Below are 26,398 nucleotides of genomic sequence, written 5' to 3'. Positions count from 1 at the left end.
CTGAAGCCCTCCGGTACACCCGGCTTGCATGGCAGGGCGAGTCAAATTTTGGAGGAATGCATGAAAACCTGGTTTGAAAACATCAGTGTGACCGCCAAGCTCTGCTTGGGTTTTGCCGTGGTGCTGGTGTTAACAGCACTGCTGGCGCTCACGGGCTGGAACAGCCTGGAAGGCCTGATCCAGCGCAGTAACTGGATGAGTGACATTTCGCAATTGAATAGCGCCCTCACCAACCTGCGTATTTCACGCCTGCAATACATGGTCGCCGACGGCGATGACGCCGCTGCGCAGGTTGTTAAGGTAAAGCTGGACGCAGCTATGGCTCAGCAGCAGAAGCTGCTGGCCTCGTTCAAAAGCCCAGAGAACGTGAAGCGCCTGGAAGAGCAGAACCAATACCTCAAGGGCTACCAGGTGTCCTTGGCGCACATGCGTGATGCGTACACGTCCAGCATCGCGCACCGAAAAGCCCTGCATACCTGGGAAGACACGGTTACGGCCCAAATCGCCAGCCTGGGCAAGACAGCCGCGCAGTCGAGTGACGACGCGGCGGCAATGGCACGGTTCCAGGCCATCACCCAGGTGCGCGAGCAGTTCCAGGCGACCCGTTACGACATCCGGGGGTACGTGCACACCATTAACGCTGAGAACGAAGCCACAGCCTTCTCACAGATCGACGCTACCATCGCCGCCATACCTGCCTTGCAGGGCGCGCTGTCGGGTGACCCGGCCCGTTTCGATGAGTTGAGCACCAGCCTGGCGGCTTACCGTCGCGCGCTGGCCGACTTCAAGGCCGATACCGTGAATATCAACAGCGCCCGCGCTGAAATGACTGACCAAGGCAACGGCATTCAACGCCTCAGCGATGAGCTGTACCAGTTGCAGATCGACCGCCGCGACCAGGAGAGCCAGCACGCACGCGTGGTTCAGGTAAGCGCCGCGTTGCTGGCGCTGATACTGGGTGCTTTGGCCGCTTGGCTGATCACGCGCCAGATCACCAAACCGCTGCAGCAGACCCTTGCTGCGGTGGAACGCATCGCCGCGGGTGACCTTGGTAGCACCATGACGGTGACACGCCGGGACGAGCTGGGCGTATTGCAGCAAGGTATCCAGCGCATGGGCGCTACACTGCGCCAATTGATCACCGGCATTCGCGACGGGGTCACCCAGATCGCCAGCGCGGCCGAGGAACTGTCCGCCGTGACCGAACAGACCAGTGCAGGCGCCAACACCCAGCGGGCCGAAACCGACCAAGTGGCCACGGCCATGCACGAAATGACTGCCACGGTGCAGGAAGTGGCGCGCAGTGCCGAGCAAGCCTCCGAGGCAGCCGTCGCGGCTGATCACGAAGCCCAAGCGGGCGACAAGGTGGTGGGCGAGGCCATCGCACGCATCGAGCGCCTGGCCGAGGAGGTGCGCGGCTCCATGGACGCCATGACCAACCTGCAGGCCGAAAGCAACAAGATCGGCAGCGTAATGGACGTGATCAAGGCGGTGGCCGAGCAAACCAACCTGTTGGCGCTTAACGCTGCCATCGAAGCGGCGCGCGCCGGTGAAGCTGGGCGCGGTTTTGCCGTGGTGGCCGATGAGGTACGCGGCTTGGCCCAGCGTACGCAGAAGTCCACAGAAGAAATCGAAGGCCTGGTGGCGGGCCTGCAGAACGGCACCAAGCGAGTGGTGGACGTGATGCTGAGCAGCCAGGCCTTGACCGACAGCAGCGTGGAGCTGACCCGGCGCGCCGGTGGCTCGCTGGAGAACATCACCCGTACGGTGTCCAACATTCAGGCCATGAACCAGCAGATCGCCACGGCGGCTGAACAGCAAAGCGCTGTTGCAGAAGAAATCAGCCGTAGCATCGTGAACGTGCGTGATGTATCGGAGCAGACCGCGACTGCCAGCCAGCAGACGGCCCTCTCCAGTGCTGAACTGGCGCGCCTGGGCGGCAACCTGCAAGCGTTGGTCGGGCATTTCAAAGTGTAAACCGTGCGGTAAGGGCGGGGCCTGCTCAACGGGCTCCAAGCGCGCCAGGTGGAACCGAGCGCGCTTGGAGGCCACTCAGGGGTACGTTCTTTATTCGTATCAAAGGCCCGTTACCATGACCGCTATTCGATCAGGCGCATCGTCGCCTTCTAGTGTGATAAATACGCCTATGACTGAAGGCCATGAGGCAACAACTTCTCGCCCCGCCTCACCGGCTCCAGTGCCACAAGCCCCTCCAATGCCTCCCAGGCCTGAGGCCTCTGCTGGGAAACCTATGGCTAGCTCGCTTCAAGCTGCACGGTTTAGTGAGTTGGCAAAACCTCAGGTTCAAGCGTCAACGGTGAATGCTGCTCCGGTTTCTGCAAAAGATGAAAAGCAGGCGGCCTGGCACAAGGCGCATTCGGTCCTGGATGCAGCCATCAATACCTTGAAGGTGAAAACCGCGGAGCTAGGTCCACACGACGACCTTGCCTGCCCTGAAAATGACGAGGCGCCTTCGGCAGTATTAGCCGTGAGGGAAGCCTCCAAACAGGCAGTCAACGCGTTTAACGAAACACTGGCAACCAAGGACATCAAAACAGCTACGCCGGCAGAGCAATCGATATTTGCTCAAGATTTTTTGAAGCTTGGCCTTGCGCGGGAGCATCACCCGGAGTTCGTTAAACCTCTTGATGCGCTGTACAACAGCCTGCCCAGCATCGCTGCAAATGACCCCAAGACTGCAAAAGCATTAATCCCAGGGCTGATGACCTATGGGGTGGGCTATTTGGGTGAAAAAGATAAATTCAGTGAAGGTATGAACAGCGTCGTCGCCGCGCTTGAAGTGCTGACGAAAGCCCAGCAACTACCTCAGAAGGGGGAAAGCTATGCCAACAGCAGAGATGAGTTGTTGGAGTTGCAGACCCTGGCCAGCCAAACGTTGGAGAAATGCGAGTTCATGTGCAGCGTTGGCGCGATACAGCAAGAGGTGCTGGATAAGGCAGACCAGGTATCCATAGAGACAGGCAAGGCTGTTGATAAATACAAGTCAGCTGTGGTGAAGGACGCCTCTGCCCATGTACTTTCACCTGAGCAGATTCAGGACGTTGTGAAGGCGCTAAGGTGCACAGAAGACCGTGAAGACCAAGAAGCTCTAGGGAACGCTGTGTTAAAGGGGCTCAAAGAGCCTACCCCTGCGAAGGTTGCACAGTTCATTGCTGACATAAAGGCAGCCACACTGGGTGTGGAAGACATGGACGTAGCCTTATCTGCTTTGAAGAAGGTGATTGGGTAAGGCGTAATCGGCAGGGTCGCACATGTGGGGTAACTGAGGATGGGCCGCCAGGGGGAAAGCCGGTGGCATGTAGAGCAGTGCATTCACTGAACCCCTACGTTTTCAAGCCAGTCCTATCAATACCCACACCGCGCACAAGGACTGAATCCAATGCCCCTCCGTAGCCTGCTCTCTTCAGTATTGATTGGCGCCGTGGCCAGTTGCCGGTCCATGACGCCCATGGCAGCCATCGCTGCCACACGGCTGGCGGGGTACGTTACCCCAGGCCGCCTGCTGCTGCTGGACCGCCCCTTGTTCAAGTATGGTGCGCTGGCCATGGGCATCGGCGAGCTATTGGGCGACAAGATGAAGTCCGCCCCGGACCGGACCGTGTTCTTGGGGCTTTCGGCGCGGCTGGCCAGTGCCGGGATCGCGGGTGTTGCCCTAGCTCCGCAGGGCAAGGAAAACGCAGGTGCAGTGGCTGCCGTGGCCACGGCGGTTCCCTTGGCTTACCTTTCCCTGGCTGCCCGCAAAAAGGCCATCGCACAGGTGGGCCAGACCCGCAGCGGCCTGGTCGAAGACGCCCTGGTAGTGGCAGCGGGCGCAGCCATTGTGTATTTCGCCACTCGCGGTTATCGCGATTAACCCTTCTCAACGCCCAGGCGGGCGGCCAGCCGCGCCAGGTTGGCACGGTCTAGCCCCAGGCTTCGTGCAGCCGCAGACACATTGCCCGCGTGCTGCGCTAAAGCCTCTTCTAGTAATTGCCTTTTGTAGGCCTCCACGGCTGCGCTGAAATCCAGGTGGGCAGGCGCCCTCTGTCTGCTATCCACTGCGTTCGGTGTTTGCATGGCAGGCTGTGGAGCAGGCAAGTCCATGTCCTCCAACAGCAGCGATAGAACGCCCTTTCGGCCTACTTGAGTCATGCGCCTTTTGGCTTTCAGTACCGCTCGAGCAATCAGGTATTCCAGCTCCCGAACATTACCCGGCCACGTGTAATGAAGCAGGGCACCCCGAACTTCAGGGGCCAGGCGAAGGGCCGGTAACCCCATGCGCCAACGGTTTTCCTCAGCAAACGCCCCGGCCAGCAACAGAATATCGCCCTGGCGCTCTCGCAACGAAGGCACCCGAAGCGGATAAGCGCTTAGCCGGTGGTACACATCTGCACGGAAACGCCCTTCACGGACTTCATCGGCTAGCAGCCTGTTGGTGGCGGCTACCAGCCGAATATCCACCCGGTGAGGTTTGTCCGAGCCTACCCGTTGCAGTTGACCATCCTGCAACACCCTCAACAGCTTGGCTTGCACCGCCAGGGGCAGTTCACCCACTTCGTCCAGGAACAAGGTGCCACCGTTGGCCATCTCGAACTTGCCCAGGCGGTGTTCGATGGCGCCCGAGAACGCGCCCTTCACGTGCCCGAACAGTTCGCTTTCCACCAGGTGCTCGGGCAGGGCTGCACAGTTGACGCTTACCATAGGCCGGTCGGCGCGCGTGGATTGCTCATGCAACCGACGCGCCACGAGTTCTTTTCCCACACCGGTCTCTCCGGTGATCAACACGGTGAGGTCGCTGGGCGCCACGAGGTCGATTTCGGTCAGCAACTGCGTGAAGCTCGGGCTGTTGCCAATCATCGCCGGGGCAGGGCGGTGGGCGGCCAGGCGGTATGCCTCTGCGCGCTGGCGCTCACCTTCTACCTTTTGCGCAAGGGCTTCGAACTGGGAGGCCGCCACCACGGTAGCGGCGGCAAAGGTGGCGAAAGTGTCTACTACTTGCAAGTCCACCTCGGAAAACTGGCCCACCTTCAAGGCATCCAGGGTCAAAGCCCCCCACACCTGGTCGTTGATCCTGAGGGCGCACCCCATACAGTCGTGGACGGGCAGCGGGCTTGAGCCGATCAGCCCGTCGTAAGGGTCTGGCAGTTCGCAGCCTGCTTCGAACAGTACCGCCCCCGGGTTGTCCACGATCGCTTGCAACCGGGGATGGTGATGCACCGGGTAGCGCCGGGCCATGGCATCCTCGGCCAACCCATACGCCGCGACTGGCACCAGTACATCGCCGTCCAGCCGCAGCAAAGCGACAGCGTCTGAGGGCACCAGCTCGCGCAGGGCATCCAGCACGCGACGGTAACGGGTGCCTGGCGCTACGTCTGCACTGAGGTCACTGAGCAAAGGCAATAAGGCATGAAAAGCATTGACCTGCTGAGTCGATAGGACCTGATGTGGCATAGATGAAGTCTTTTTGACCTGGGTTAAAAAGACTTTTTACGGGGTTAGAGGCCGTGTTTCAAGGGCTCGGGTGCTGGCATACCCCTTGCTCATGCCAATGTAGTCATTTATCGGAGCTACCCCATGTTGACCGACGTCCAACGCCACATCGTCAAAGCCACCGTTCCGTTATTGGAAGCGGGGGGCGAGGCACTGACCACGCAATTCTACCGGCTGATGCTGGACGGCCACCCTGAAGTAAGGCCCTTGTTCAACCAGGCGCACCAGGCCAATGGCGCCCAGCCACGGGCGCTGGCCAATGCTATATTAAGGTATGCCCGCCATATCGATCACTTGGAAAACCTCGGGCCGCTGGCGGCGCAAATCGTCAACAAGCACGTGGCCCTGCAGATTCTGCCGGAGCATTACCCGATCGTTGGGCGCTGCCTGCTTCAAGCCATGGGGGAGGTGCTGGGGCCTGAGGTGGCCACTCAAGCGGTAATCGACGCCTGGGCAGCGGCTTATCAGCAATTGGCAGACCTGCTGATGGCTGCTGAGGCCAGCCGTTATGAGGCAATCGCCATGGCCCCAGGCGGGTGGCAAGGGGCCAGGGTGTTCACCGTGCTGCGCCGGGTCGTGGAAAGCCGCGAGATTACCTCGTTCTACCTGGCACCGACCGACGGGAAGCCTGTGATCCGCCATCTTCCAGGGCAGTACATCGGGCTTCGGCTGATGGTTAACGGCCAGGAGATACGGCGTAATTATTCATTGAGCGCGGCTGCCGACGGCACCACCTACCGCATCAGCGTAAAGCGCGAACCTGGCGGCGTAGCGTCCAACTACCTGCACGACTGTGTGGTGGAGGGCACCCAGGTAGACCTGTTTCCGCCCTCGGGCCACTTCACCCTCACTCACAGCCCTAAACCTTTGGTGCTGATCAGTGGCGGGGTTGGCATTACCCCCACGCTGGCCATGGCCCAGGCGGCCCTTGAGCACGGCGGCCGCCCGGTGGTGTTCATTCACTACGCCCGCAATGCACAGGTACAAGGGTTCCAAGGCGTACTGCAAGCCTGGCGTGCGGCCTACCCACAGTTCAGCAGTCACGTGGTCCATGCCCAGGCCTGCCATATGCCCGAACAGGCACCTGATGCGGTGGGTTACCCTAGCGCCGAGCACCTTCAGGCCTGGCTGCCCTGCAATCGGGACCTGGACGCCTACGTCCTGGGGCCTACGCCCTTCATGGCGTTCATGAAGCGAACCCTTCAAGGGCTTGGGGTGCCAGCGGCGCAAATCCACTACGAGTTTTTCGGCCCGGCCGAAGCGCTGGCGTAACTGACATTGTTTGATAGCACTGTAAAGGAGTGCCAATTGATGGACGTTCACGAACCCTTTGCTCGGCTGGGTATTCAACGCCCCATCCTCCAGGCGCCCATGGTAGGCGTGTCCACACCCAGGCTGGCGGCCGAAGTCTCCAATGCCGGCGCCCTGGGCGCCATTGGCCTGGGTGCCAGCACCCCTGCGCAGGGGCGTGACCTCATTCGGCAGACACGCGCGCTCACCAATCGGCCTTTCAATGTCAACGTGTTCTGCCATCGGCCCGCCGTGCTTGATGGGGCCAGGAATGAAGCCTGGTTGAAGTACCTCGGAGGCCTGTTCGCTGAGTTGGGCGCTACACCGCCATGTGCCCTGCAGGAAATCTATACCAGCTTCCTCGCCGACCGGGCCATGCTGGACATGCTGCTGGAGGAGCGCCCAAGCGTGGTCAGCTTTCACTTTGGCGTACCGGTTAACGCGTGGGTTGATGAACTGAAGGCTGCAGGTATCTATACCTTAGGGTGCGCCACCACCCTGCAGGAAGCCTGTCAACTGGCGCAGGCCGGTGTTCAGGCCATTGTGGCCCAAGGGTACGAGGCCGGTGGCCACCGCGGTGTGTTCGACGACAGGCCAGGCCAGGATCACCAACTGGGGCTGTTTGCACTGCTGCGCACAGTGGTCTCGCAGGTCGACCTTCCAGTGATTGCAGCGGGCGGCATCATGGACGGTGCCGGTATTCGTGCAGCTATGGCGCTCGGTGCCGCCGGCGCCCAGTTGGGCACAGCGTTCATTCTATGCCCAGAGTCCTGCGCCACCCCGGCACACCGGGCGGCGCTCCGCAGCGACCAGGCTTACGCCACACGGGTCACCCGCTACCTGTCCGGGCGGGCGGCGCGGGGTATCGTCAACCGCTTGTACCTGGAAGGCCACGCACCGGGCATACCCGAACCTGCCGAGTACCCCTTGGCCTACGACGCCGCCAAGGCGTTGCACGCAGCGGCCAGTGCCAAGGGTAACCAGGACTTTGCAGCGCAGTGGGCCGGGCAGGGCGCGCCGTTAGCCAGGGCACTGCCGGCGGCAGCGTTGGTGCAGATACTGGTCCAGGAAATGGCGGCTGCGAAATAGGTGCTGCGTGTAGTACGTTCGCGGTATTGGAAACCAGGATAACCCCTATGACACCCCACTGCGCGCCCGTTCCGCTGATTGTCCTTGATGTTCAAGAGGCCATTGACCGCCCCAACTGGGACGGCAAGAACAACCCTGGGTACCTGGCTGTCATCCAGCGGCTGCTGGGCCTCTGGCGAGCCAGTGGCTGGCCAGTGCTGCATGTGAAGCATGACGAGCCGACGGTGACATCAAGCTACTACGTGCACGGCCCCTGGAACGGTATCAAGGCGCAGGTAGCACCTGTTGAGGGCGAGGCGGTTATCACCAAACAGCAAAATTGCGCGTTTATCGGCACTGAGCTGGACGCGGCGTTAAAAGCAGTGGGTGCCAGGCGTTTCGTGCTCACCGGGGTGGTGATTCACAACAGCATGGACGCCACCGTTCGGGCTGGGAAGGCCCTTGGGTACGACATTCTTCTGCCTGCCGATGCCACCACCGCAGTACCCGTCACGGGCGCCCAAGGAAAGGCCTGGAGCGCTGAAACCGTGTATGACCTGACGCTGGCCATACTGAACGGTGAATACGCCACCGTGCTAGCGGCCAGTGAGATCGTGGAACAGCTTGGTTTACCAAACGCTTAGTTACGCTCAGGCCAGCGAATTGCACACCGCAGGCGACGTATTCGGGTGCATCTGCACTGCGTTTTCAATCAGGCGCAACTTGAACCGAATGTGCAAAATTCCAGCGGGGTGCCGTCTTGGCCAGGCGTTGGCGCATGTCATCTACGTTTGCGGCCAACTGCTGTGTCATCGCACGGTAGCCATCCAGCGCAGGGTAGGGCAACGCCTCGGTCGGCTGGCCAGCGGGGCGGTCCGTGCCACGCAGCAGCCGCTCGCTGTTGCCGTCCCGCAGGGCGCGGGCCATGCCCACCAACTGCCGCCGGATAAAACGGTGCTCGGCGGCCAGGGAGCTACGTAAGGCGGCCATGGCGGCTTCGTCATCGGCAGGGGGGCGGGTATCGGCCAGAATCTCAAGGAAGGAAATACACAGGCGCAGGTTGCGTTGCAGGGCGTCCAGTTCGGTCTGGGAAATATGCACTTCCTTGGACACCGAGGCCATCAGGCCGCGCAGTTGCACCAAGGACGCGCTGAGCGTACGCATGCGTTTGAGGTGCGCATCGCTGGTCACTGCATCGCCGGCAACGATCCGCCCGTGCACCGCGGCACACTCGCGCAGCGTGCTGGCCAGGTTGTAACGCCAGGAATACACCGCATACAGCGGCAAGGCGAAAGAAAACGCCAAGGCCAGCACGTTGCCGATCAGGATATCTACCGTGCGCCACAGGCCATCAGACATGGGGTTGTCACCGTGGCCGGCCACGATGAACACGGTGATGGCCGACAGCAACGCGGTATAGCCCCCTTTGCCGATCGCGTGGTACGCGAAAAAGCCACAGGCCGTGGACATCAGCACGTAAGTGAGCAGGGACCAGCCCAGGTAGCTTTGCTGGGCGACGATCGCCAGCCCGATGACCGCGCCAATCAGCGTGCCATAAGCGCGTTCGGTGGCCTTGCGGCGAATGTTGCCATGGTGCTGGAGCCCGCCGATCACGATCAGCATGGTCACCGACGCCCACTCCCCGTGTGGCAAATGAATGCCGGTGGTCAGCAGAATGGTCGCTATCAGCCCTACGGACACGCGCAGTGCGTGGATCAAGCGGGCGTGGCGGAAGCGGCGATAGGGGTCAAGCAAGGGGCGTAGCAAACGGCGCAACAGCAAGGGCAACGAGGCAGTCATTGAGGGGCTTCAGGTCACGGGTTGAACAGCGGCGGGCATGAGGCGCTCGTGGAGGGCGGACAAGGCGAGCGGCTGGCCGGGTGAAGCTGGAAAGGGTAGTAGTTGGGTGGGTTACAGGCAAGAAAAATGGGCGTTTGCATAAGGGATTGGGCCCTGCCGTGAGGGTGCGGCCCGGAATGGCCACACCGATCAATCACAACAGGCCCCAGCGTGTCCCCTAACAGAGCACTATCAACGCACGTTGCGGAAGGTTTCACGTACGTGCTCGGTCAACACCAGGGGGTTTTCCATTGCGGCAAAATGCCCGCCGTGTTCGGCTTCGGCAAAGAATTGAAGGTTGTCGAAACGCGCCTGCGCCCAGCGCCGTGACAGGCGAAGCAGCTCACCGGGGAACATGCTGATACCCACAGGTAAGGCCAGCGCCGGGCCGGGGCCCTGCTGTTGCATTTCGCCCATGGCCTCCCAATAGAAGCGAACCGAGCTAGGGCCCGCATTGGGCAGCCAGTACAGCATGATGTCGTCGATCAAGGCATCAAGGTCAATGACATGTTCAGGCTCGCCTTGGCTGTCGGAGGCATCCTGGAATAACGCGTACACCCAGGCCGCCAGGCCAATGGGAGAGTCTGAGAGGGCAAAACCAATAGACTGCGGCCGGGTGCTTTGCACTTTCATATAGCCGCTGAGCTCACGCTCGTAGCGCTGGGCATCGGCGAGCATACGCGCCTCTTCTGGTGTGGCCTGTGCGATTTCTTCTGCCGTGGGGCGGTACATCACCATGTTCAAGTGAATGCCAACCAGGCCCGGCGGGCTCAGGTGCCCAATGGCCGTGGTGACGGCGGCGCCCCAGTCCCCACCTTGGGCCGCCCAGCGCTCGCCATACCCCAGGCGGTCCATTAACTGTACCCAGGCGGCAGCCGTTCTACCGACACCCCAACCCGGTGTACGTGGCTTGTCACTGAAACCAAACCCCGGCAACGCCGGAATTACCAAGTGAAACGCATCGCTGGCCTGGCCACCATGGGCCATTGGGTCCGTGAGCGGCCCGACCATGGCCCTGAATTCAAGAATGGAGCCTGGCCACCCATGGGTCAGCAGCAGTGGCAAGGCGTCAGCATGGGGCGAGCGTATGTGCAGAAAGTGAATGCCCAGGCCATCGATTTCGGTACGGCTGCTGTTCCAATGGTTGAGCTGGACCTCGGTTGTTCGCCAGTCATAGCCGCTGCGCCAGCGCTCGGCCAGCGCCTGGATACGGTGGAGCCGTGGCCCCTGGCTATTGTCGGACACGGTCTCCGGTGCTGGCCAGCGCACTTGGGCCAGGCGCTCGGCCAGGTCATCCAGGTGTGCTTGAGGAATATGCAGGGGAAAGGGTTCGATAAGGTGGGTCATCACTGTGCTCCTGGCGCATAGGTACGGGCCAATGTGTCACGGGCAGAGGCCCATTCACGGTGGCCATAGCGGTCGTTATCCACTGTGAGCAGCGTGCCGCGGCCACTCATCATGTCTCGCAGGTACTGCATGCCCTGCCAGGCAGGGAAAGGGTTGTCGGTGGCTGGCGTCAGCGCGCGCGTCACACCGATAAGCGCCGACAGCACGCCGATAGATCCAGGGCGCACTGTGCGGTAGGGCTTGCCTGTCAGCTCGGTCAGGGTGTCGGCAATCTGCACAGGGGACAGGCTGTTGCCGGCAATGCGCAGGGTGCGCGGGGCTTGCGGGTCCAGTGCTGCTGCCGCAGTAAACGCCGCCACATCGTTCTTGGCGGTGAAGTTCAGCGGCTGGTGCGGGTCGCCGAAACACAGCACACGGCGCCCTGGCAGCACGAGGGGCGCATCCCCTTCCAGCAGCTCCAGGAACCCGCCGTTGAGGATGGAAGTGGCCTTTAGGGTGGTGGCATCGAGCCGGCTGGCGAACTGTCGGCGCAGGTCCATGTTGCGGTTATCGCCAGGCCGGGTGCGGGTGTAGTCGAGGCAGTAATCGGAGGGAATGAACCTGGGCACGCCCGCTGCTAGGGCGGCCTCCAGTAGCCTCCCCTGCTGCTCGATGATGACGGGTTCCAGCCCGTTCAAGGCGGACACCACGCAGCCCGCGCCAGCGAGAATAGTTTCTAGCCTGCGGGTGTCATCCAGCGACACCGTAGCGATGGTGCAACCAGGGGCTTCAAGGCCGGCCAGCCGTGCTGGGGTGGTGCCTGGCCGAACCAGGGCGGTCACCCGAGCGCCGTGTTCCATAAGCGCCCGCACCAGGCGGCGGCCCAGATCGCCTGTGGCACCAGCCACCACAACAGGTGAAGCGTTAACGTGGTCCAAGAAGCGTCCTCTTGCTCAGGGTGAACAGGCGTAGAGACCGCCCGCCGTCAAAAGTGAATAACTGAACGGTAGCGTTTAGTTGACGATTGCGCAAGCCGGTTGTAAGTTGCCGACCATGACGTTGACCAAGCCCAAATCCAAAGGCGGCAGGCCCCGGCAAAGCCAGGCGGGCGAGGTCGAGCGCCGGTTGCTGGATGCCGCGCTTCAGTGCTTTCTTTCATACGGTTTCGAAGGCGCCTCGTGCGAGGATATCGCCCGTGCTGCAGGTGCCAGCAAAGCCACCCTCTATGCCCGGTACGCCAACAAGGAAGCGCTGTTTGAAGCCGTGGTTCAGCGCCATGTGGTGACCTTGCTGATGCCTGCCGAAGCCATCCCCGCACTGGCCTTGGAAGGGCGGCTGCGGCATGTGGGGCAGGGTATGCTTGAACACGCGCTGCAGCCGGGCACCTTGGCGATGATGCGCCTGGTTATCGCGACCGCGAACCGCGCGCCTGCATTGGCCGCTGAAGTGAATCGCATGGGCTGGGAAGGCGGGTTTTCACGCGTGCTCGCTGCCATTGAGGCCGGGCCGGACCAGCCTGCAGAGGCTGACGCGCTCGCTCGTCAGTTCGTTGACCTGGTATTTGCGCCTCATCAGCTTCGAGCTGTGCTGGGCGAAGACCGCGCTCAGCTGGTTCACACCATTCCCGAGCGCGTGGAGTGGGGCCTGAAGCTGGTCAAGGCCGCGGGTTTGCTGCACTAATTGTCGCCTTGCCTAGGGTCGGCAAGGGCAATGCAGGCCAGTGAGCGCAGCCGTAATGGCAGCGCAAGCAGCGGCTATTCTGTCCGGGGCGGGGCCTCCTTACCCCCTCACTCAAAGGCTCGCCCTGGAGTGTGCCCTTAGAGGAATTTGCGGACGAGGTAATGGCGTTGCTCGACGAGCAGCCATCGTCGGGTGAAATCCTGGTGGAAAGTGTCAAGCCCTTCCGTTTTGCCGAGCAGGAAGGCACAACGGACAAGCTGATCGCCAGCATGCTGCCTAAATAACGGCAGGTTGGCGGGTGCCGTTGCAACGCCCTTTGGAACCGACTGGGCCCTTGGTGCCACCTAAAGCCCGAGACGCCCGAGTTGCGAATCCCTTGCCTGGGGTTCTTACCCGCACATGCTTGCCCACGCATTTGGCTAGGCAAGCATGTGCTACCTGATTCCATAGGAGCATTTTGCATGGCCCTTCCTCCCATTACCCCGCCTGGCTCACCCTCTATTCAACCGCTTACGGGCGATCCGGTTACCTCCGGCTTCGCTACCCCACCCCAAACCCCGCAAAAGAGCGGCGTTATCGATTTCGGCAAGATCCCTCCATTGTCGCTGGATAAAAAAGAAGTTGAGGAACCTGCTCAGAATGAACACGCCGACAAAGGCGGGTTCAGGGGCGCGATGGATAAAGTAGCCGACAAAACCTGGGCGATCCCTGGCTTTTCGGCGGTAACAGGCGGCATTGCAGACGGCGAGCCTGGGGTGGGTGGGGCGTTGAAAGGCGCTGCAGGGGGTGTGGGCGATGTGATGAAAAACAACGTGGAAAGCCTTAGTATAAGCAGCTTCAGGGACATTCCAAAGTCGCCTATGAAGGCCTTGGGAGATGCTTACGCGAAGAACATTGAAAACTCCGACAGAGCACCAGAGTGGGCAAAAAAGGGTGCTGAGAAACTCGGCTAACCTTCGTGATACCTATGCAGTGGTCAGGGCCAGACAGTCGTGCCCGCTGCATATGACTGCGCTGCTACCCTGTGATTTTGGGTATCTTGGCGAAGGCTGCCAAGGAGGTCGGGCTAGGCCACTGTTCTATCTCACGTACGACCATTGGCCTCTGCCCGCACTACCCACCCGACACCGAGTGTGGACACTGCCATCCCCGCCACCATCTGCCAGGACAAAGGCTCGCCAAACATGGCCCAGGCCCAGATCAGGGTGATCGGTGGGCTAAGGTAAAGCACGCTGGAAACACGGGTAGCGCTGCCTCGGCGCAGGCATACCCAATACAGCCCATAGCCGCCGAACGTGGAGAAACCGGCGGTCCATAGCACGCTTAGGGCAAAGCCTGTGGTGGGCACCGGCGCCAGGCTGCCTTGGGTAAGCTCAATGGCGGCGAACACGAAGCTTGAGACGAAACACTGCAGCCATAGGTTGGGTAGCACGCCCATGGAAGAGGAGGGGCCGGCCCGTTTCTGCCACAGCGTTGCGACCGCCAGCGACAGCATGCCGGCAATGGGTAACCCATAGGCCCACAGTGGGGCATTGCCCAGGCCCAATGCGCCATGGGTCACCCACAGCACACCTACCAGCCCCACCACCAACCCCACCCACACCTGCCGCGCCAACCGCATGCCGAAAAACATCGCACCCAACAGTGCCATGCCCAAGGGGAGCAGATCGGCGCATAAAGCGGTCAACCCAGCCGGTACGCCCTGCTGGATGCCCTGTGTTACGCCTATCATGTAACCGGCCATGGCCAGCAGGCCGATCCCGGCGTTTCGCAGCAGCACCCCAAACGGCGTGGTTCGCAGCGCCTTGTAAACAAAGGGAAGCAGCAGTAGGCATACCACCACACAGCGCCAGAACACCACCAGCAGCGCGGGAGCATAGTCGATGGAAAAGCGTGCACCGATAAACCCTGAACTCCAGGCCACCAGCAGTGCGGCCTCCAACAAGGGCAGCGGCAGCGTGTGGCCCCAAGGGCGGCGCGTCGAGGGTTGGGTGCGAGTGGAAATAGGCTGGCTCATTCCCAAAGGCTAAGGAATGCGCGTAATCTAATAAATCAAAATATCCTGTACGAGTTGTTCACGAAGGTTGAAGTATGGCCGCCATTCTCGATATTGACTTGTTACGCACCTTTCAAGCGGTTGTACGCCTTGGCAAATTCAGCGCAGCGGCTGAACAGCTGCATAAAAGCCCGGCGGCCGTCAGCGTCCATATTCAACGCCTTGAAGCGATAGCAGGCGGGCGGCTTCTTGATCGTGATAACCAAGCCATTTCACTAACTGCCCTGGGCAAGCGCCTGCTGAACTCCACCTCAAGCCTGTTGCGGGTGCACGACCAAGCCTTGGCCGACCTTCACGGCACGCACTTGGTCGGGCGTATTACCTTAGGGGTGCCTGATGAGTACGCCACCCATGTCATCCAGGATATTCTTCCCACCTTTACCGCTGCCTGGCCCAATGTGGTGCTAGAGCTCAAGACTGCGCCAAGCGACACGCTGAAAGCCTGGGTAGGGCGGGGGACGTTGCAGGTTGCTGTCATTGCCCAGCCCAAAGGGGAGCTAGGCCCTGTTACCCAGATACTTACCTCAACCACCCCAGTCTGGGTAGGCCCTGCCCACAGTGCTTTGGCCTGTAGCGATCCCTTGCCGCTGGCTGTGCATGCCGTACAGTGCCCTTACCGCCAGGCGATGATCGGTGCGCTGAAAGTGGCAGGGCGCCGTTCCCGGATCGTGTTGGAAAGCACTTCCAATCAAGCGGTCAAGGCGTGCGTGGAGGCAGGCTTGGCCATCAGCCTGATCGACCGCGGCAGGGTCACCGAACGCATGCAGATCCTGGAAGGGCTGCCCGTTATTGCAGACTACGACATTGTGCTAATGCGCAGTGCGGCCTCCCAGGAAGAGGAGGCGGTAGACCGACTGGCGCAGGCGATTCAGCAGGGGTTTAGGTTGTAGGTAAGGCCAGCGCCTGGGAAGTCATACGCTTTTGGCAGTCACCTTGCAGCTCCACTGGCTTCAGAAGCGCTAGATTCAGATGGACTTCACCCATTCTGCAGCCTGGCCCGCGACCGATGGACTTCTCACGGCAATCTGCGATCTTACTGTTCAAGCGTTTCATGCTTGCCACGGCTCGGCACTGCTTGCGCATGCCGAGCGGTCTGAGTAATTGAGTGCCCCACTGGCGGTTTTTGGCACGTAGCCCCCCGGTACAGCGACGATGGTGCCACGCAGAGGTAAACGATTTGACTGAATGTGATCTGAGCCTGTTGTCCCGCGAGGCCCTAGAAGCCGAAGTGGTTCAGTTACGAAGTTCGCTCTACCAGTCGGTTCAGGACAAAGCCTGGAAACTGGCTGCCTTCGACAGCGCCGTGGAGTTTGCAATCGTTGTCACGGACACGGACGGCACTATCACTGCCTGGAATGCCGGTGCCGAGCAGGTCATGGGGTGGTCATCGACGCAGATGCTCGGGCGGGACGCCTCGTGCTTTTTCACACCTGAGGACCGCACGGCAGGGCGGGTAGCCTATGAGATGCAAACGGCACTGCGTGATGGCCGTGCCACGGATGAGCGTTGGCACCTGACCCAATCCGGCGAACGCTTCTGGGCGTCCGGCCAGATGATGCCTTTGCGGGATGAGCATAAGGTGCATATCGGCTTTTTGAAGATCTTCCGTGACCGCACCGCTGAACACCTGGCTGGCAAGGCACTGAAGGAAACAGAACGTCTATTGCGCCAGTCCCAGGAAACCCAGACCGCAAGCAATGCTCACTACCGAACGCTGTTCAATGCCATTGATGACGGCTTCTGCATCATCGAATTTATCGATGGGCCTGAGGGCCCCTTAAGCGACTATGTGCACGTGGACGCCAACCTGGGTTACGAGCGCCAGACGGGCATTACCGGCATTATCGGGCAGACCATTCGTGGGCTTGCCCCGGCCGAGGCCCAGGGCTGGGTCGATCTGTACAAGCAGGTGTGGAAAACCGGCCAGCCCTTGCGCATGGAACGCTACTTCGAGGCCGCCGGCCGTGATATCGAAGTATTAGCTACCCGCCTGGAGCCGGTTGGCCAACACCAGGTGTCCATCCTGTTCAGGGACATCAGCCAGCGCAAGCACACCGAAGCACTTGTCCGTGAAAATACGCGACGCCTTCAACTGGCCCTTGCCGCAGGTGCGGTTGTGGGGACGTGGTTCTGGGATATCCAGGCTGACCGTTTCACGGTAGATGAAGCGTTTATTCGCACCTTTGGCATGGACCCGGACCTGGGCCATGTGCATATCTCTCCTAGCAGCATCCTGGAAACGGTGCACCCCGATGACCGGGAAGGCCTTTCCGAAGCCGTAAAGGAAGCGTTGGCACGCGGCGGCAGTTACGCCCACCAGTACCGCACACGGCGTACCGATGGGCGCTACTACTGGATCGAAGGCAATGGTTATGTCACACAGGCACCGGACGGCAGCCCTCAGACCTTTCCAGGCGTTCTGGTCGATATCCAGGACCGCCGTGCCGTGGAAGCGGAGCGAGACCGTGCCAACGAAGCCTTGCGTGCCCTTGCCGAGACGCTTGAGCAGCGGGTAGAAGAACGTACGCGGCGGTTACAGCTTTCCGAAGAGCAGCTGCGCCAGGCACAGAAGATGGAAGCGGTAGGCCAGCTTACCGGCGGTATCGCCCATGACTTCAACAACCTCCTGGCGGGCATCATGGGTAGCCTAGAGCTGATGAACACCCGCTTTGCCCAAGGGCGCCTCAAAGACATCGATAAATACATGGCTGCCGCCCAAGGCGCGGCCAAACGCGCCGCCGCGTTGACGCACCGATTGCTGGCCTTCTCACGCCGGCAGACGCTGGACCCGAAAACCACCGATGTGAATGCGTTGGTCGATGGCATGTGCGACCTCATTCAGCGCACGGTAGGCCCCAGTGTGCCGCTGCGTGTCGTCGGCGCCGCTGACCTGTGGCTGGTACAGGTGGACCCCTCCCAACTGGAGAATGCCCTGCTCAACCTGTGTATCAATGCCCGGGACGCCATGCCGGAAGGCGGCTCGATCACCATCGAGACGGCAAACCGTACCATTGACGAACAAGGCGCTGCGCGGCAGGGGATGCGCCGGGGGCAGTACTTGGCATTAAGCGTGTCCGATACCGGCACGGGTATGTCTGCGGAGGTGATCGCCAAGGCCTTCGATCCGTTTTTCACTACCAAGCCTATCGGCCAGGGGACCGGCCTGGGCCTCTCCATGATCTACGGGTTTGCCAACCAGTCCAACGGCCAGGTCAGGATTCATTCAACCCTGGGCCAGGGCACTACCGTGACCATCTACCTGCCCCGGCACAAGGGCGCACTGGAGCCCGAAGATAGTGGTAGCGATCCGTACTTGCTAGGCCAGGCCAAGGCAGGTGAAACCGTGCTAGTGGTGGAGGATGAGCCCACGGTGCGCCTGCTGGTGACCGATGTATTGGAAGACCTGGGCTATACCGTGATTGAAGCGACGGAAAGTGTAGGCGGGTTGCGTGTGCTGCAATCCAATACACGTATCGACCTATTGATCACAGATGTAGGCCTGCCCGGCGGCTTAAACGGTCGCCAACTGGCAGATGCCGCCCGCGTGCGCCGTGCTGGGCTCAAGGTACTGTTTATCACCGGCTATGCCGAAAATGCCTTGCTCAGCCAGGGCCAGCTGGAGCCTGGCATGTCTGTGCTAACCAAGCCGTTTGCGGTAGAGGCACTGGCTTCACGGCTGCAGCAGCTGCTTTCCCATTGATAGCTCGATAACGGAAATGGACGGAAGCGAGGGGCTGGGCCAGTACCGCCCCAACGCCTTTCCCTCGGGCACGCCTGGCAAACCCGCCGTTTTGCAGGCAATAAGCATCAAGCTTCCTGTGGCCCAGCCGATACGCAAGGGATGAGCTAACGCACAGGCGCAGTGCCTGCAGCCCGATCCCTTGCCATGAGGCCCCCCAATGTCCGTTTTCCAGAACATGAAGCTAAAGCCCAAACTGCTGTTTTCTTTCGGGTTGTGCGCGGTCATTACCGTTGGGGTTGCCGTATTGGGCCAACTAGGCAGCTCACGTATTTATGCGCTACTGGCTGACACGGTGGCCAATAGCCTGGTATCGATTCAAAGCGCAGACTCTGTCAAAGCCAACGCCATTGGCACCAATCGCGACCTGTACAAGGCCATGGGCCTGGTGCTGAGGAAGGCACCCGCCGAGGAACTGGAAGCAGCTGTCACGTCCTTCCGGGGCAACCAGGCTGACGCCGAGAAAGACTTCAAAACCTACCGCGCTACACCGCTGGAAGATGACGAACGTGCGGCGGGCAATGATTTTGAGCGCGACTGGCCGGCCTATGTGTCTGCGGCCGAGCAAGTGTTCGCCCTGCTCAAAGCCGGAAATGTCGAGCAGGCTGCCGCATTGTTGGACACCTCAGCCTATCCGCTGTACCGCAAGGCAATCGGCGAGCTGAAGATCATTATCGACTCCAATGCCCGGCAAGCCGGTGACGTAGCACGCAACGGCGCAAGCACCAACCATGAAGTCACCTGGGCGCTGATTATCGGCGCTATTATCGCAGCCGCGTGTGCATTGGGCTTGGGCTTGCTGGTCACCCGCATGATCACCCGGCCGTTGTACCAGTCTGTAGAAAGCGCCAGCCGCATTGCCCAGGGCGATCTTACCCACGCTGTCGCCTCAGGCAACCAGGACGAAACCGGGCAGTTGCTGTCGGCGCTGTCGGACATGCAAGGCAACCTCAAGGCTACCGTACAGCAGATCGCTGACGCCTCCGATCAACTGGCATCGGCGGCTGAAGAACTGACCGCCGTGACAGAGGACAGCACGCGTGGGCTGGTCCGCCAGAATGACGAGATTCAACAGGCGGCCACGGCGGTCAATCAGATGACCGCTGCAGTAGAAGAAGTAGCACGCAACGCCGTGAGCACGTCACAGGTCTCCAGCGAGACGGCTGCAGAGGCCAGCAAAGGCCAGCAGCAGGTTCAGCAGGCGGTTAGTGCCATGACCACCATGACCTCGGACATTACCCATTCCACCCAGCGGGTCGAGACCTTGGCGGGCCAGATCCACGACATCACCAAGGTGCTGGACGTAATCCGCGGTATCGCCGAGCAGACCAACCTGCTAGCCCTGAACGCGGCTATCGAGGCAGCACGGGCCGGTGAGCAGGGCCGAGGCTTTGCGGTAGTAGCCGATGAAGTGCGCGCCCTGGCCCACCGTACCCAGGCCTCCACCAGCGAAATCGAAACGATGATTACGCAGGTTCGCGCCGGCGCGGACGAAGCAGTGCAGTCCATGGCCAAGAGCCAGGCCATGGCCCATAGTACCCAGACGCTGGCCACCGAAGCAGGCTTTGCCCTGGAACGTATCAGCGAAGGGGTCAGCCAGATCAACGAGCGCAACCTGGTGATCGCCAGTGCCGCCGAAGAGCAGGCGCAGGTGGCCCGCGAAGTGGACCGCAACCTGGTCAATATCCAGGACCTCTCTACCCAAACGGCTGCTGGCGCCAACCAGACCAATGCCTCTAGCCAGGAACTGTCACGCCTGGCCGTCTCGTTCACCCGAACGGTCGCGACGTTCAAGCTGTAACTGTCCAGCGCATCGGCTACACCTGCCGGGGGCCTTTAGCGTGGCCCCGGTATCCACCCGCCACATGGAACCCTCTTCCCTTTGCCGCCACACACCATGGAGCCTCCCTCTCATCCAGAGATGACCATGATGCGTATCCCTTGCGACGGCGTAGCACCGCAACCCAGCAGCCTGCCAGAGGGATTATCGCTGGCGCGTAGTCAAACCCCCAGCCAGGGCCCAAGCACAAACGGCACGGGCAATGGCCTGATTCACTTTGGCAGCGACACCAAAAGCGCGGTAACGCCAGACTCGCCCGCCGCTCGCCCCACGTCCTCCTCCGGTTCACTGACAAGCCTGTTGAGCAGCCTGATCACTGCCTTGAGAAACAAACTCGGCAACGCGGACGGCCCGGGCCAGAAGCCTCTTGCCGCCTCCACCTCGGCCCCTGTGCAAACGCCTGCGGCACCCACAGAGCCCACTGCGGAACAGAAGCTCGCCATCGAGGGCAACTCGACTGACATCCCAGCGGCCGATGAAAAAGCACCGCCCGGCTTTGACGTTAAAAAGATCAACGAACTGAATGGCGGGATTCTCGGCAAGCTGGGCAACAACCAGGATGTGAAAAAAGACGGCAACAGCGTGGGGCACTTGCGCGACGTGCTGGCCAAGGACCCGAAGGTCAATGGCGATATCGATAACGACCCGGACGCCGCCTGGCGTGCCTACAAAGTGCTGACCGCAGTCAAGAACGAAAAGAACCCGGACGGCTCGGACAAGCCTGCGGACTTTCGCCATAACGGCAGTATCGGCGGGTTTACTGCAGCCAGTTGGGGGGATGCCGCCGGCGGTTCGGAAGCCGGCACCCTGCAAGACTATTTGGTGAAAGGCCGTATACCTAGTAAGCGAGAAGACCAGCGCGACCCCCATTGCGGCGAAAACGGTGGCGGCACCACTGGCCTGCAAACCTTCGCCAATAAAGTTAAATACGGCTTCGAAGACTTCGGCAACATGATTGTCGATACCGCCAAGAAAATTGGCAACGCGTTCGTCAACCTGGGCCATGACATTGCCAATGGCTTCAACCATTTTGGCCAAATGGTCAAACATGGCTTTGACGGTATTGGCGCGGCCATCCGCGGCGACGAAGCCAGCAAGGAAAAGGAATGGGCCGAAGCCCGAGACAATGGCACGAAGTTGGGCGAGGACATCAAAGACGGCTTCCAGCAACTGGGCACCATTGCCGAAGAGTTAGGGCCGCTATTGCTCAATGCGATTCCGGGGGTGGGTACTGAATTGTCCGTCGCCGTGATGGCCGCCAAGTTTGGCGCTGAAATGGCCCTCAAGGCAGGCCTGAAAGTGGGCACCAAAGAGTTCACGGAAATGGCGCTCAAGGAAGGCGGCAAGGAATTGGCCAAAGGTACCGCGCAGGCCGCCGGGAAGTCCGAAGCCCAGGCGGCTGGCTCCCAGGTGTACGAAAACATCACCGGTGAAAAGCCTAGTGAAACGGTAAAAGGCGCAGCGGGTGAGGTGAAAGAGGATGTGAGGGCGATTGCCTGAGCAGGTTGACCACCACAAGCGCGGGCCGTGCCTTGAACAAGGTTTAGGCCAGCGCCTCACGGTGCGCATGACTACGTCCCCCATTGAACAGACCATAGGTGATTCATGAAGATTTCTCCCCCGCCAAGCCCTACCTCTGTACAGGCGTTAAACGAGCCACATCGCATCAGCGCCGATACTACGCCCTCACGCGAATCAAGCCTTAAGAGTAGAACGACCGACCGCTCTCATGACTATCTGCTACGCCTGACAAACCATGGCAACTTGCACGAAAAACAAATGGCTAGCAGTGCACGTATCGCATTGGAACATGGCACGTTCATTCATAACCCCGCTGTAAGCGAACCGGTCCACCAGTATGGTATCGCCTCAGAGGTTGAGGATCGAAAAGGTGTGCTGCTAGCGAATTTCATCGCCCATGGCGAACAGCTTGAACTAGCGGCCTTGGGCTTCAGGGAAAGCCGTTACTTCGGCGGGGAGGCTGGCCCTGTGAAAGTCGTGGCGCTGGACCACGCCAAAGTCCTGCCGGAATCGAAGCCGTTAGTGCCAGCAGGTGCCACGCCATTTTTGGAAGATCCTGTCACTGCCCCGGAAACGAAGCTGCGAAAGTCTGCTTCGACACCTTTACTGGCCAAGAAGAAAGCGACTGGATTAAGTGATATCTCTACACAATCTGAACCGGCAAAGACGTTCGAGAAGGACATCAAAAGGGCGCGCCGTGATTTGAAATGGATGGCCCTCAAAAACCAGCTTACCCCGATGCATTTTCAGATGGCGTCTGTTTTGGCCGCTAGTCGTGTGAAACAGGCGGAGGAAGAAGGAAGGCATATGAACTCATGGGCAGCGCTCCCTGCTGCACATCTGGATATTTTGAAGGCCAAGGTCAAGAAACCCGGGAAATCTTCAGCTCTGGAAACTGCTCCATACACGCCGCCACCGCCTGTTCAAAAACGTGAGATACCAAACCTTCTGCCTTATCAATTTCCCAAAGAAACCTTCGCAGTGTTTCATGAGGATTTTCTCTTGCAGGAAAGCGATATCAAGGCGCCGAGCTTGCCAAAAGTACGGCCTAAGGGTGGCATCGTGGATCAGCAGACAGTCAGGAAACTCACCAAGCGCCTAGCTGCGCATCCGTCACGTACATCAGAACCCGATGCTGGCCCTACATACAGCCAGTTCATTGGGTCCATGCCGGTCAGCCTTCGCGCTGCCATAGACGCCGCTGAAAAAGAACGGCCTAAGGGCAGAATAATGGATCAGCAGGACGTCAAGAAACTCAACGAGCTGCTAGCGGAGCAACCGTCACGTATATCAAAACTCGATGTTGGCCCCACATATAGCCAACACATTGCGTCCATGCCGCGTAATCTCCGAAATGCCATAGATGCCCTTGACAGCGATACAGACGATGAAAGGGCAGAGGTCAGCCCTTCTAACGGCCTGTCTTCAGAACTAAATACGGCAGCGATGGATCCAAGCAGATGCCTAAGCGACCGCTAGCTGCACTTATTCGCGCAGTTGATCGCCTTCGCCTGTGCCGTATTTCACGGCACAGGCGAAGGCCGTGGAAGTGTAAGAAGCAAGCACCTTGTTTCACATGGCTTGTACTAGCAGCTTCTTGAAACAAGTAAACCGCATGATATTTATACAAAACAGGCGTTTCGTCGACTTGCGAGAGCAAAGTGGGCTGAAAACGTTCTGTGAGTGGTGAATAGTCATGACGTGGACGCTTGGATATGCCTTACCGCGATGCCCCCCTGGCTGACAGGTCAATCGTGATATTGATCGTAGAGGATGACCTGATCCTGCGCGACCTGCTGGCCGAAGTAATGACGGAAATGGGCGCTAAGGTGCATACCGCGCCTACGGCCGATGCGGGTTGGGATGCCGTGATGGAGCACCCTGAACTCAACCTGCTGATCACAGACGTAGTGACGCCAGGAACGGCCACAGGCTGGGACTTGGCAGCCCGCGTTCACGAACAAAAGCCTGACCTTCCGGTGATTGTAACCAGCGGGTTCAGCGCCAAGCACGCCGCAGACCTGCCACCCAATGCTACCTTTCTGGCCAAGCCTTGGTCGTTGACTGAGATCTGCACGTTGGTCAACAGTAGCCTGGAGCGCCGTTAGCCACGCGTTGCCAGTAGGGAGCACCCAGGCGTAAGGCCATTCGCCCTGCGCCTGGTTGTTCTCATCCTTAAGCCTGCTCGGCCTTGATAACACCGGTCATTGCCGTGAACCGGCTCTGCTTGTGCTGCACCTTGTCCAGCACCTCATCAGGCGTGGATTCGCGAAACACTACCATGTGCCCCACGTCCTTGCCGCCCTCGGTCACCCGCTCAATGTCATTGATCATCCAGGTGGTCAATTCGTCAACGCTGATGCCCAGGGACTTGGCAACTTCAGTGTGGAGGTACTCGGTGGTGTGCTGATTGCCGTGGTCACTGCTCATGGGCGTTGCCTCGTTACGGTTAAGGGTAAGCATCAGGCCCCATGGCATGCCGAACAGTTCATTTGCTGTCCCTTGGGGTTATGCAGCGCCCAGTGCCGGATCGTGCTGAACACCCACCAGCTCCACCTCAGGCACAGGTGCGGCAAAAATGAAGTTCGCCCCTTGTACATGCGCGGTCTGGTTGCCGGTCATGGCGAACTCGAACTGGTTGCCATCGGCGTCCGGGTCTCGGGATTTGAAGTAGGTCTTGTCGCCAGCGTCGTTCAGCACCATGACCAGCGTGCCGTCGTGGCCATCGCCCAGCCCAGTGAAACCCAGCGCTGACACGTCGATACGGTCGGTGCTGGCATCGAAATCGGTGATGAGGTCGCCCTGGTTACCTTCGGCCTTGCTCAGGTTGTAGTTGCGGTAGCTGTCCAGCAGGTTGGAGAAGCGGAATACATCGTGGCCGCCACCGCCAGTAAGGATGTCTGCACCCGCACCGCCATCAATGATCTCGCTGGCATCGGTGCCTGTGAGCCGGTCATTACCTGCGGTGCCCAGTACCAGGTGCTGAAATACCACGTTCTCGCTGTTCAGGCTGCTGGCTAGGTTACCGCTCAGGCCGACCTCGAAGCGGTTACCGTCGGCATCCGGGTCCAGGCTTTTGAGGTAGGTGCGGTCTGTAGCGGCGTTGTACTGCACGGCGAGGGTGCCGTTATGCCCATCTCCCAACCCTGCGAAGCCCAGGCCCGCTACGTCTATGACGTCCTCGTGGGCGTCGAAATCCGTGATCAGGTCAGCATGGCTGGCGTTGACGGTACGGTAGCTGTCACTGATGGCGGTGTAGCGGAAGGTGTCTGCGCCGTCGCCGCCGGTCAGCTTGTCGGCGCCACCCCCACCGATGATCAAGTCATACCCGTCGGTCCCCATTAGCACATCCTTGCCGTCGGTGCCTTCAATGCGGTTTACCGGAATATCTGCCAGCACCACGCTGCCTTCACCGTACACCAGGGTGTCGCCACGGGCGGTGTGCTCGACAGTGTTGCCATAAACGCTGTTATGGGCTGTGCCGGGTTCGCGTCGTTCGGCGATACCGTAGGTGGAGAGGTCACTGCCCACGATGGTATTGCCCTGAACCAGGTTGTAGTCGCCTGTGTAGTAGCGGCCACTGACGCCCGTGGTGTCGTCATAGGATTGGATAATCACTTCCGGTACGCCACCGGCCTGGGCATTGTCATGGATGCTGTTGTCCAGCAGGTTTACGCCAGTGCTGCCGTACAGCCGAACGCCAGCGCTGCCGTTGTCGTGGATATCCAGGCCCTGAACAGTGATATCGGTGCTCATTTTCACCAGTACGCCTTCAGCCGCGTTGCCATACACCTGGCCCCCGGTGATGACCACGTTGGTCACCAGGTCACGGTCTTCGCTGCCACGCTGCACCACGATACCTGCGCCGCCGTTGTCATAGGCCACATTGCCCGTGAGGGCGAAGTCATGGGTGCTGGTGACGATGTTGAAACCATGTCGGTCATTGTCGTAGGCCACGTTGTTGATAAAGGCGCCTTCGCTCTGGTAGTCCGCGACAAAGCCGTCCAGGCCATTGCCATGGGACACACTGTTGCTGATGGTAAGGTTTATGGTTTGTTCATGAGGGTCGAACCCGTAGCCCGAGCAGTCCTTGATTTCCACGCTGTCGAGCAACACATTGCTGTCATGGCCTTCTTTGTCAGGGGCAAAACCATTGAACCAGCCATCCACCTTGCCCGTGGTGTTGCCCCGGTTGCCGTCCAGGGTGAGGTTGTTCATGCCGAAGTCATGGGTTTCTTCGCCGTAGGCTGAACGCACCATGCCGGTGACCTTGCCGTCGTAGCCGTCGGCGAGCTTGAGGGTGGTCACCCCCATGCCCTGGCCACTGATGGTCACATTGCTTTTGATCTCCAGGCACCCGTCGGTAGGGTCGCCCGTACCGCTGATAATGAAAGTGCCTGCCGGTATCACCACCTCGCCGCCACCTGCTGCAAACGCTGCATCAATGGCGGCCTGAAGGGCTGCGGTATCGTCGGTTACGCCATCGCCCACGGCGCCGTAGTTCGTCACATCAAAAATCATCGTCACTCCTCGACCACTGTTGTAAGGG

General features: G+C 60.2%; 22 protein-coding genes and 1 pseudogene. 16 read left to right on the top strand and 7 right to left on the bottom strand.

Annotation, left to right across the window (positions count from 1 at the left end; translation table 11 throughout):
- Positions 1-60 precede the first annotated feature (60 nt).
- The 4 genes and pseudogenes from HBH25_RS23805 to HBH25_RS15685 all read left to right on the top strand — a co-directional run.
- Positions 61-1,122: pseudogene (locus HBH25_RS23805) on the top strand (methyl-accepting chemotaxis protein); the annotation flags it as partial.
- A complete protein-coding gene (locus HBH25_RS23800; protein WP_420708496.1) occupies positions 1,114-1,977 on the top strand; it encodes a methyl-accepting chemotaxis protein in 864 nt (287 codons plus the stop codon). The pseudogene HBH25_RS23805 and the gene HBH25_RS23800, both read left to right, overlap by 9 nt.
- Positions 1,978-2,251: 274 nt before the next feature.
- Positions 2,252-3,250, top strand: coding sequence for a hypothetical protein (locus tag HBH25_RS15690; protein ID WP_168084873.1), 999 nt, complete (start codon positions 2,252-2,254; stop codon positions 3,248-3,250).
- Between the two features lie 150 nt (positions 3,251-3,400).
- On the top strand, positions 3,401-3,874 hold the full coding sequence (locus HBH25_RS15685; protein ID WP_168084872.1) for a hypothetical protein: 474 nt from the start codon (positions 3,401-3,403) through the stop codon (positions 3,872-3,874).
- Here HBH25_RS15685 and norR read toward each other — a convergent pair.
- Complete coding sequence (gene norR / locus HBH25_RS15680) at positions 3,871-5,451, bottom strand: nitric oxide reductase transcriptional regulator NorR (protein ID WP_168084871.1); 1,581 nt, start codon at positions 5,449-5,451, stop codon at positions 3,871-3,873. The two genes, HBH25_RS15685 and norR, sit on opposite strands and share 4 nt — an antisense overlap.
- A gap of 123 nt (positions 5,452-5,574) precedes the next feature.
- Between norR and hmpA the strand changes: the two genes are divergently transcribed.
- The 3 genes from hmpA to HBH25_RS15665 are packed head-to-tail and all read left to right on the top strand — an operon-like array spanning position 5,575 to position 8,492.
- Positions 5,575-6,762 carry an NO-inducible flavohemoprotein gene (hmpA, locus tag HBH25_RS15675; RefSeq protein ID WP_168084870.1) on the top strand — a complete coding sequence of 396 codons (1,188 nt, stop codon included), beginning with the start codon at positions 5,575-5,577 and terminating at the stop codon, positions 6,760-6,762.
- Positions 6,763-6,801: 39 nt separating this feature from the next.
- Entirely contained in the window at positions 6,802-7,869 is a 1,068-nt protein-coding gene (locus HBH25_RS15670) for an NAD(P)H-dependent flavin oxidoreductase (protein WP_168084869.1), read from the top strand.
- A gap of 47 nt (positions 7,870-7,916) precedes the next feature.
- On the top strand, positions 7,917-8,492 hold the full coding sequence (locus HBH25_RS15665; protein ID WP_168084868.1) for an isochorismatase family protein: 576 nt from the start codon (positions 7,917-7,919) through the stop codon (positions 8,490-8,492).
- Between the two features lie 64 nt (positions 8,493-8,556).
- On the opposite strand, the gene HBH25_RS15660 is transcribed toward HBH25_RS15665, so the two are convergent.
- The 3 genes from HBH25_RS15660 to HBH25_RS15650 form a co-directional block, all read right to left on the bottom strand.
- Positions 8,557-9,648, bottom strand: coding sequence for an FUSC family protein (locus HBH25_RS15660; protein ID WP_168084867.1), 1,092 nt, complete (start codon positions 9,646-9,648; stop codon positions 8,557-8,559).
- A gap of 231 nt (positions 9,649-9,879) precedes the next feature.
- The gene (locus HBH25_RS15655) at positions 9,880-11,034 is read right to left on the bottom strand and encodes an epoxide hydrolase family protein (protein ID WP_168084866.1); all 1,155 of its coding nucleotides are present in this window, start codon (positions 11,032-11,034) and stop codon (positions 9,880-9,882) included.
- Positions 11,034-11,951, bottom strand: coding sequence for an NmrA family NAD(P)-binding protein (locus HBH25_RS15650; RefSeq protein WP_168084865.1), 918 nt, complete (start codon positions 11,949-11,951; stop codon positions 11,034-11,036). Before HBH25_RS15650 ends, HBH25_RS15655 begins: the two co-directional genes overlap by 1 nt.
- 115 nt (positions 11,952-12,066) lie before the next feature.
- On the opposite strand from HBH25_RS15650, the gene HBH25_RS15645 reads away from it, so the two are divergent.
- From HBH25_RS15645 to HBH25_RS15640, 3 genes are all read left to right on the top strand, one after another.
- Entirely contained in the window at positions 12,067-12,693 is a 627-nt protein-coding gene (locus HBH25_RS15645) for a TetR/AcrR family transcriptional regulator (RefSeq protein ID WP_168084864.1), read from the top strand.
- 161 nt (positions 12,694-12,854) lie between these two features.
- Complete coding sequence (locus tag HBH25_RS23535; RefSeq protein WP_267874403.1) at positions 12,855-12,977, top strand: hypothetical protein; 123 nt, start codon at positions 12,855-12,857, stop codon at positions 12,975-12,977.
- 177 nt (positions 12,978-13,154) lie between these two features.
- The gene (locus HBH25_RS15640; RefSeq protein ID WP_168084863.1) at positions 13,155-13,646 is read left to right on the top strand and encodes a hypothetical protein; all 492 of its coding nucleotides are present in this window, start codon (positions 13,155-13,157) and stop codon (positions 13,644-13,646) included.
- A gap of 131 nt (positions 13,647-13,777) precedes the next feature.
- Here the strand turns inward: HBH25_RS15640 and HBH25_RS15635 are convergent, their stop codons facing one another.
- Positions 13,778-14,710 carry a DMT family transporter gene (locus tag HBH25_RS15635; RefSeq protein WP_168084862.1) on the bottom strand — a complete coding sequence of 311 codons (933 nt, stop codon included), beginning with the start codon at positions 14,708-14,710 and terminating at the stop codon, positions 13,778-13,780.
- Between the two features lie 74 nt (positions 14,711-14,784).
- Here HBH25_RS15635 and HBH25_RS15630 point away from each other — a divergent pair, with 74 nt between their 5' ends.
- The 6 genes from HBH25_RS15630 to HBH25_RS15605 all read left to right on the top strand — a co-directional run bounded on the left by HBH25_RS15630 (position 14,785) and on the right by HBH25_RS15605 (position 23,957).
- Positions 14,785-15,639, top strand: coding sequence for a LysR family transcriptional regulator (locus HBH25_RS15630; protein WP_168084861.1), 855 nt, complete (start codon positions 14,785-14,787; stop codon positions 15,637-15,639).
- A gap of 287 nt (positions 15,640-15,926) precedes the next feature.
- A complete protein-coding gene (locus tag HBH25_RS15625) occupies positions 15,927-18,449 on the top strand; it encodes a PAS domain S-box protein (protein ID WP_168084860.1) in 2,523 nt (840 codons plus the stop codon).
- Positions 18,450-18,648: 199 nt separating this feature from the next.
- On the top strand, positions 18,649-20,289 hold the full coding sequence (locus HBH25_RS15620) for a methyl-accepting chemotaxis protein (protein ID WP_168084859.1): 1,641 nt from the start codon (positions 18,649-18,651) through the stop codon (positions 20,287-20,289).
- A gap of 126 nt (positions 20,290-20,415) precedes the next feature.
- Entirely contained in the window at positions 20,416-21,828 is a 1,413-nt protein-coding gene (locus HBH25_RS15615; RefSeq protein WP_168084858.1) for a hypothetical protein, read from the top strand.
- Positions 21,829-21,933: 105 nt separating this feature from the next.
- Positions 21,934-23,328 (top strand): hypothetical protein, encoded by a 1,395-nt coding sequence (locus tag HBH25_RS15610; protein ID WP_168084857.1) that lies wholly within the window; start codon positions 21,934-21,936, stop codon positions 23,326-23,328.
- Between the two features lie 236 nt (positions 23,329-23,564).
- Positions 23,565-23,957, top strand: coding sequence for a response regulator (locus HBH25_RS15605; RefSeq protein ID WP_168084856.1), 393 nt, complete (start codon positions 23,565-23,567; stop codon positions 23,955-23,957).
- 67 nt (positions 23,958-24,024) lie between these two features.
- Here HBH25_RS15605 and HBH25_RS15600 read toward each other — a convergent pair whose 3' ends face one another.
- The gene (locus HBH25_RS15600; RefSeq protein ID WP_218585500.1) at positions 24,025-24,327 is read right to left on the bottom strand and encodes a hypothetical protein; all 303 of its coding nucleotides are present in this window, start codon (positions 24,325-24,327) and stop codon (positions 24,025-24,027) included.
- Between the two features lie 30 nt (positions 24,328-24,357).
- Complete coding sequence (locus HBH25_RS15595; protein WP_168084855.1) at positions 24,358-26,370, bottom strand: glycosyl hydrolase family 28-related protein; 2,013 nt, start codon at positions 26,368-26,370, stop codon at positions 24,358-24,360.
- Positions 26,371-26,398: the final 28 nt, after the last annotated feature.

The organism is Pseudomonas quercus (assembly GCF_012033695.1).
Taxonomy (GTDB): domain Bacteria; phylum Pseudomonadota; class Gammaproteobacteria; order Pseudomonadales; family Pseudomonadaceae; genus Aquipseudomonas; species Aquipseudomonas quercus.
Note: the sequence above shows the minus strand (reverse complement) of the source record. Positions and strands in the feature narration are given on the sequence as shown.

Excerpts from the sequence above, each read along its gene's own strand:
- HBH25_RS23535 (WP_267874403.1), top strand. The coding sequence starts at position 12,855 with ATGGCGTTGCTCGACGAGCAGCCATCGTCGGGTGAAATCCTGGTGGAA.
- HBH25_RS15670 (WP_168084869.1), top strand. The coding sequence starts at position 6,802 with ATGGACGTTCACGAACCCTTTGCTCGGCTGGGTATTCAACGCCCCATC.
- HBH25_RS15605 (WP_168084856.1), top strand. The coding sequence starts at position 23,565 with ATGCCTTACCGCGATGCCCCCCTGGCTGACAGGTCAATCGTGATATTG.
- HBH25_RS15615 (WP_168084858.1), top strand. The coding sequence starts at position 20,416 with ATGATGCGTATCCCTTGCGACGGCGTAGCACCGCAACCCAGCAGCCTG.
- HBH25_RS15635 (WP_168084862.1), bottom strand. The coding sequence starts at position 14,710 with ATGAGCCAGCCTATTTCCACTCGCACCCAACCCTCGACGCGCCGCCCT.
- hmpA (WP_168084870.1), top strand. The coding sequence starts at position 5,575 with ATGTTGACCGACGTCCAACGCCACATCGTCAAAGCCACCGTTCCGTTA.
- HBH25_RS15690 (WP_168084873.1), top strand. The coding sequence starts at position 2,252 with ATGGCTAGCTCGCTTCAAGCTGCACGGTTTAGTGAGTTGGCAAAACCT.
- HBH25_RS15660 (WP_168084867.1), bottom strand. The coding sequence starts at position 9,648 with ATGACTGCCTCGTTGCCCTTGCTGTTGCGCCGTTTGCTACGCCCCTTG.
- HBH25_RS15665 (WP_168084868.1), top strand. The coding sequence starts at position 7,917 with ATGACACCCCACTGCGCGCCCGTTCCGCTGATTGTCCTTGATGTTCAA.
- norR (WP_168084871.1), bottom strand. The coding sequence starts at position 5,451 with ATGCCACATCAGGTCCTATCGACTCAGCAGGTCAATGCTTTTCATGCC.
- HBH25_RS15685 (WP_168084872.1), top strand. The coding sequence starts at position 3,401 with ATGCCCCTCCGTAGCCTGCTCTCTTCAGTATTGATTGGCGCCGTGGCC.
- HBH25_RS15595 (WP_168084855.1), bottom strand. The coding sequence starts at position 26,370 with ATGATTTTTGATGTGACGAACTACGGCGCCGTGGGCGATGGCGTAACC.
- HBH25_RS15655 (WP_168084866.1), bottom strand. The coding sequence starts at position 11,034 with ATGACCCACCTTATCGAACCCTTTCCCCTGCATATTCCTCAAGCACAC.
- HBH25_RS15620 (WP_168084859.1), top strand. The coding sequence starts at position 18,649 with ATGTCCGTTTTCCAGAACATGAAGCTAAAGCCCAAACTGCTGTTTTCT.
- HBH25_RS15645 (WP_168084864.1), top strand. The coding sequence starts at position 12,067 with ATGACGTTGACCAAGCCCAAATCCAAAGGCGGCAGGCCCCGGCAAAGC.
- HBH25_RS23800 (WP_420708496.1), top strand. The coding sequence starts at position 1,114 with ATGGGCGCTACACTGCGCCAATTGATCACCGGCATTCGCGACGGGGTC.
- HBH25_RS15630 (WP_168084861.1), top strand. The coding sequence starts at position 14,785 with ATGGCCGCCATTCTCGATATTGACTTGTTACGCACCTTTCAAGCGGTT.
- HBH25_RS15640 (WP_168084863.1), top strand. The coding sequence starts at position 13,155 with ATGGCCCTTCCTCCCATTACCCCGCCTGGCTCACCCTCTATTCAACCG.
- HBH25_RS15610 (WP_168084857.1), top strand. The coding sequence starts at position 21,934 with ATGAAGATTTCTCCCCCGCCAAGCCCTACCTCTGTACAGGCGTTAAAC.
- HBH25_RS15600 (WP_218585500.1), bottom strand. The coding sequence starts at position 24,327 with ATGCCATGGGGCCTGATGCTTACCCTTAACCGTAACGAGGCAACGCCC.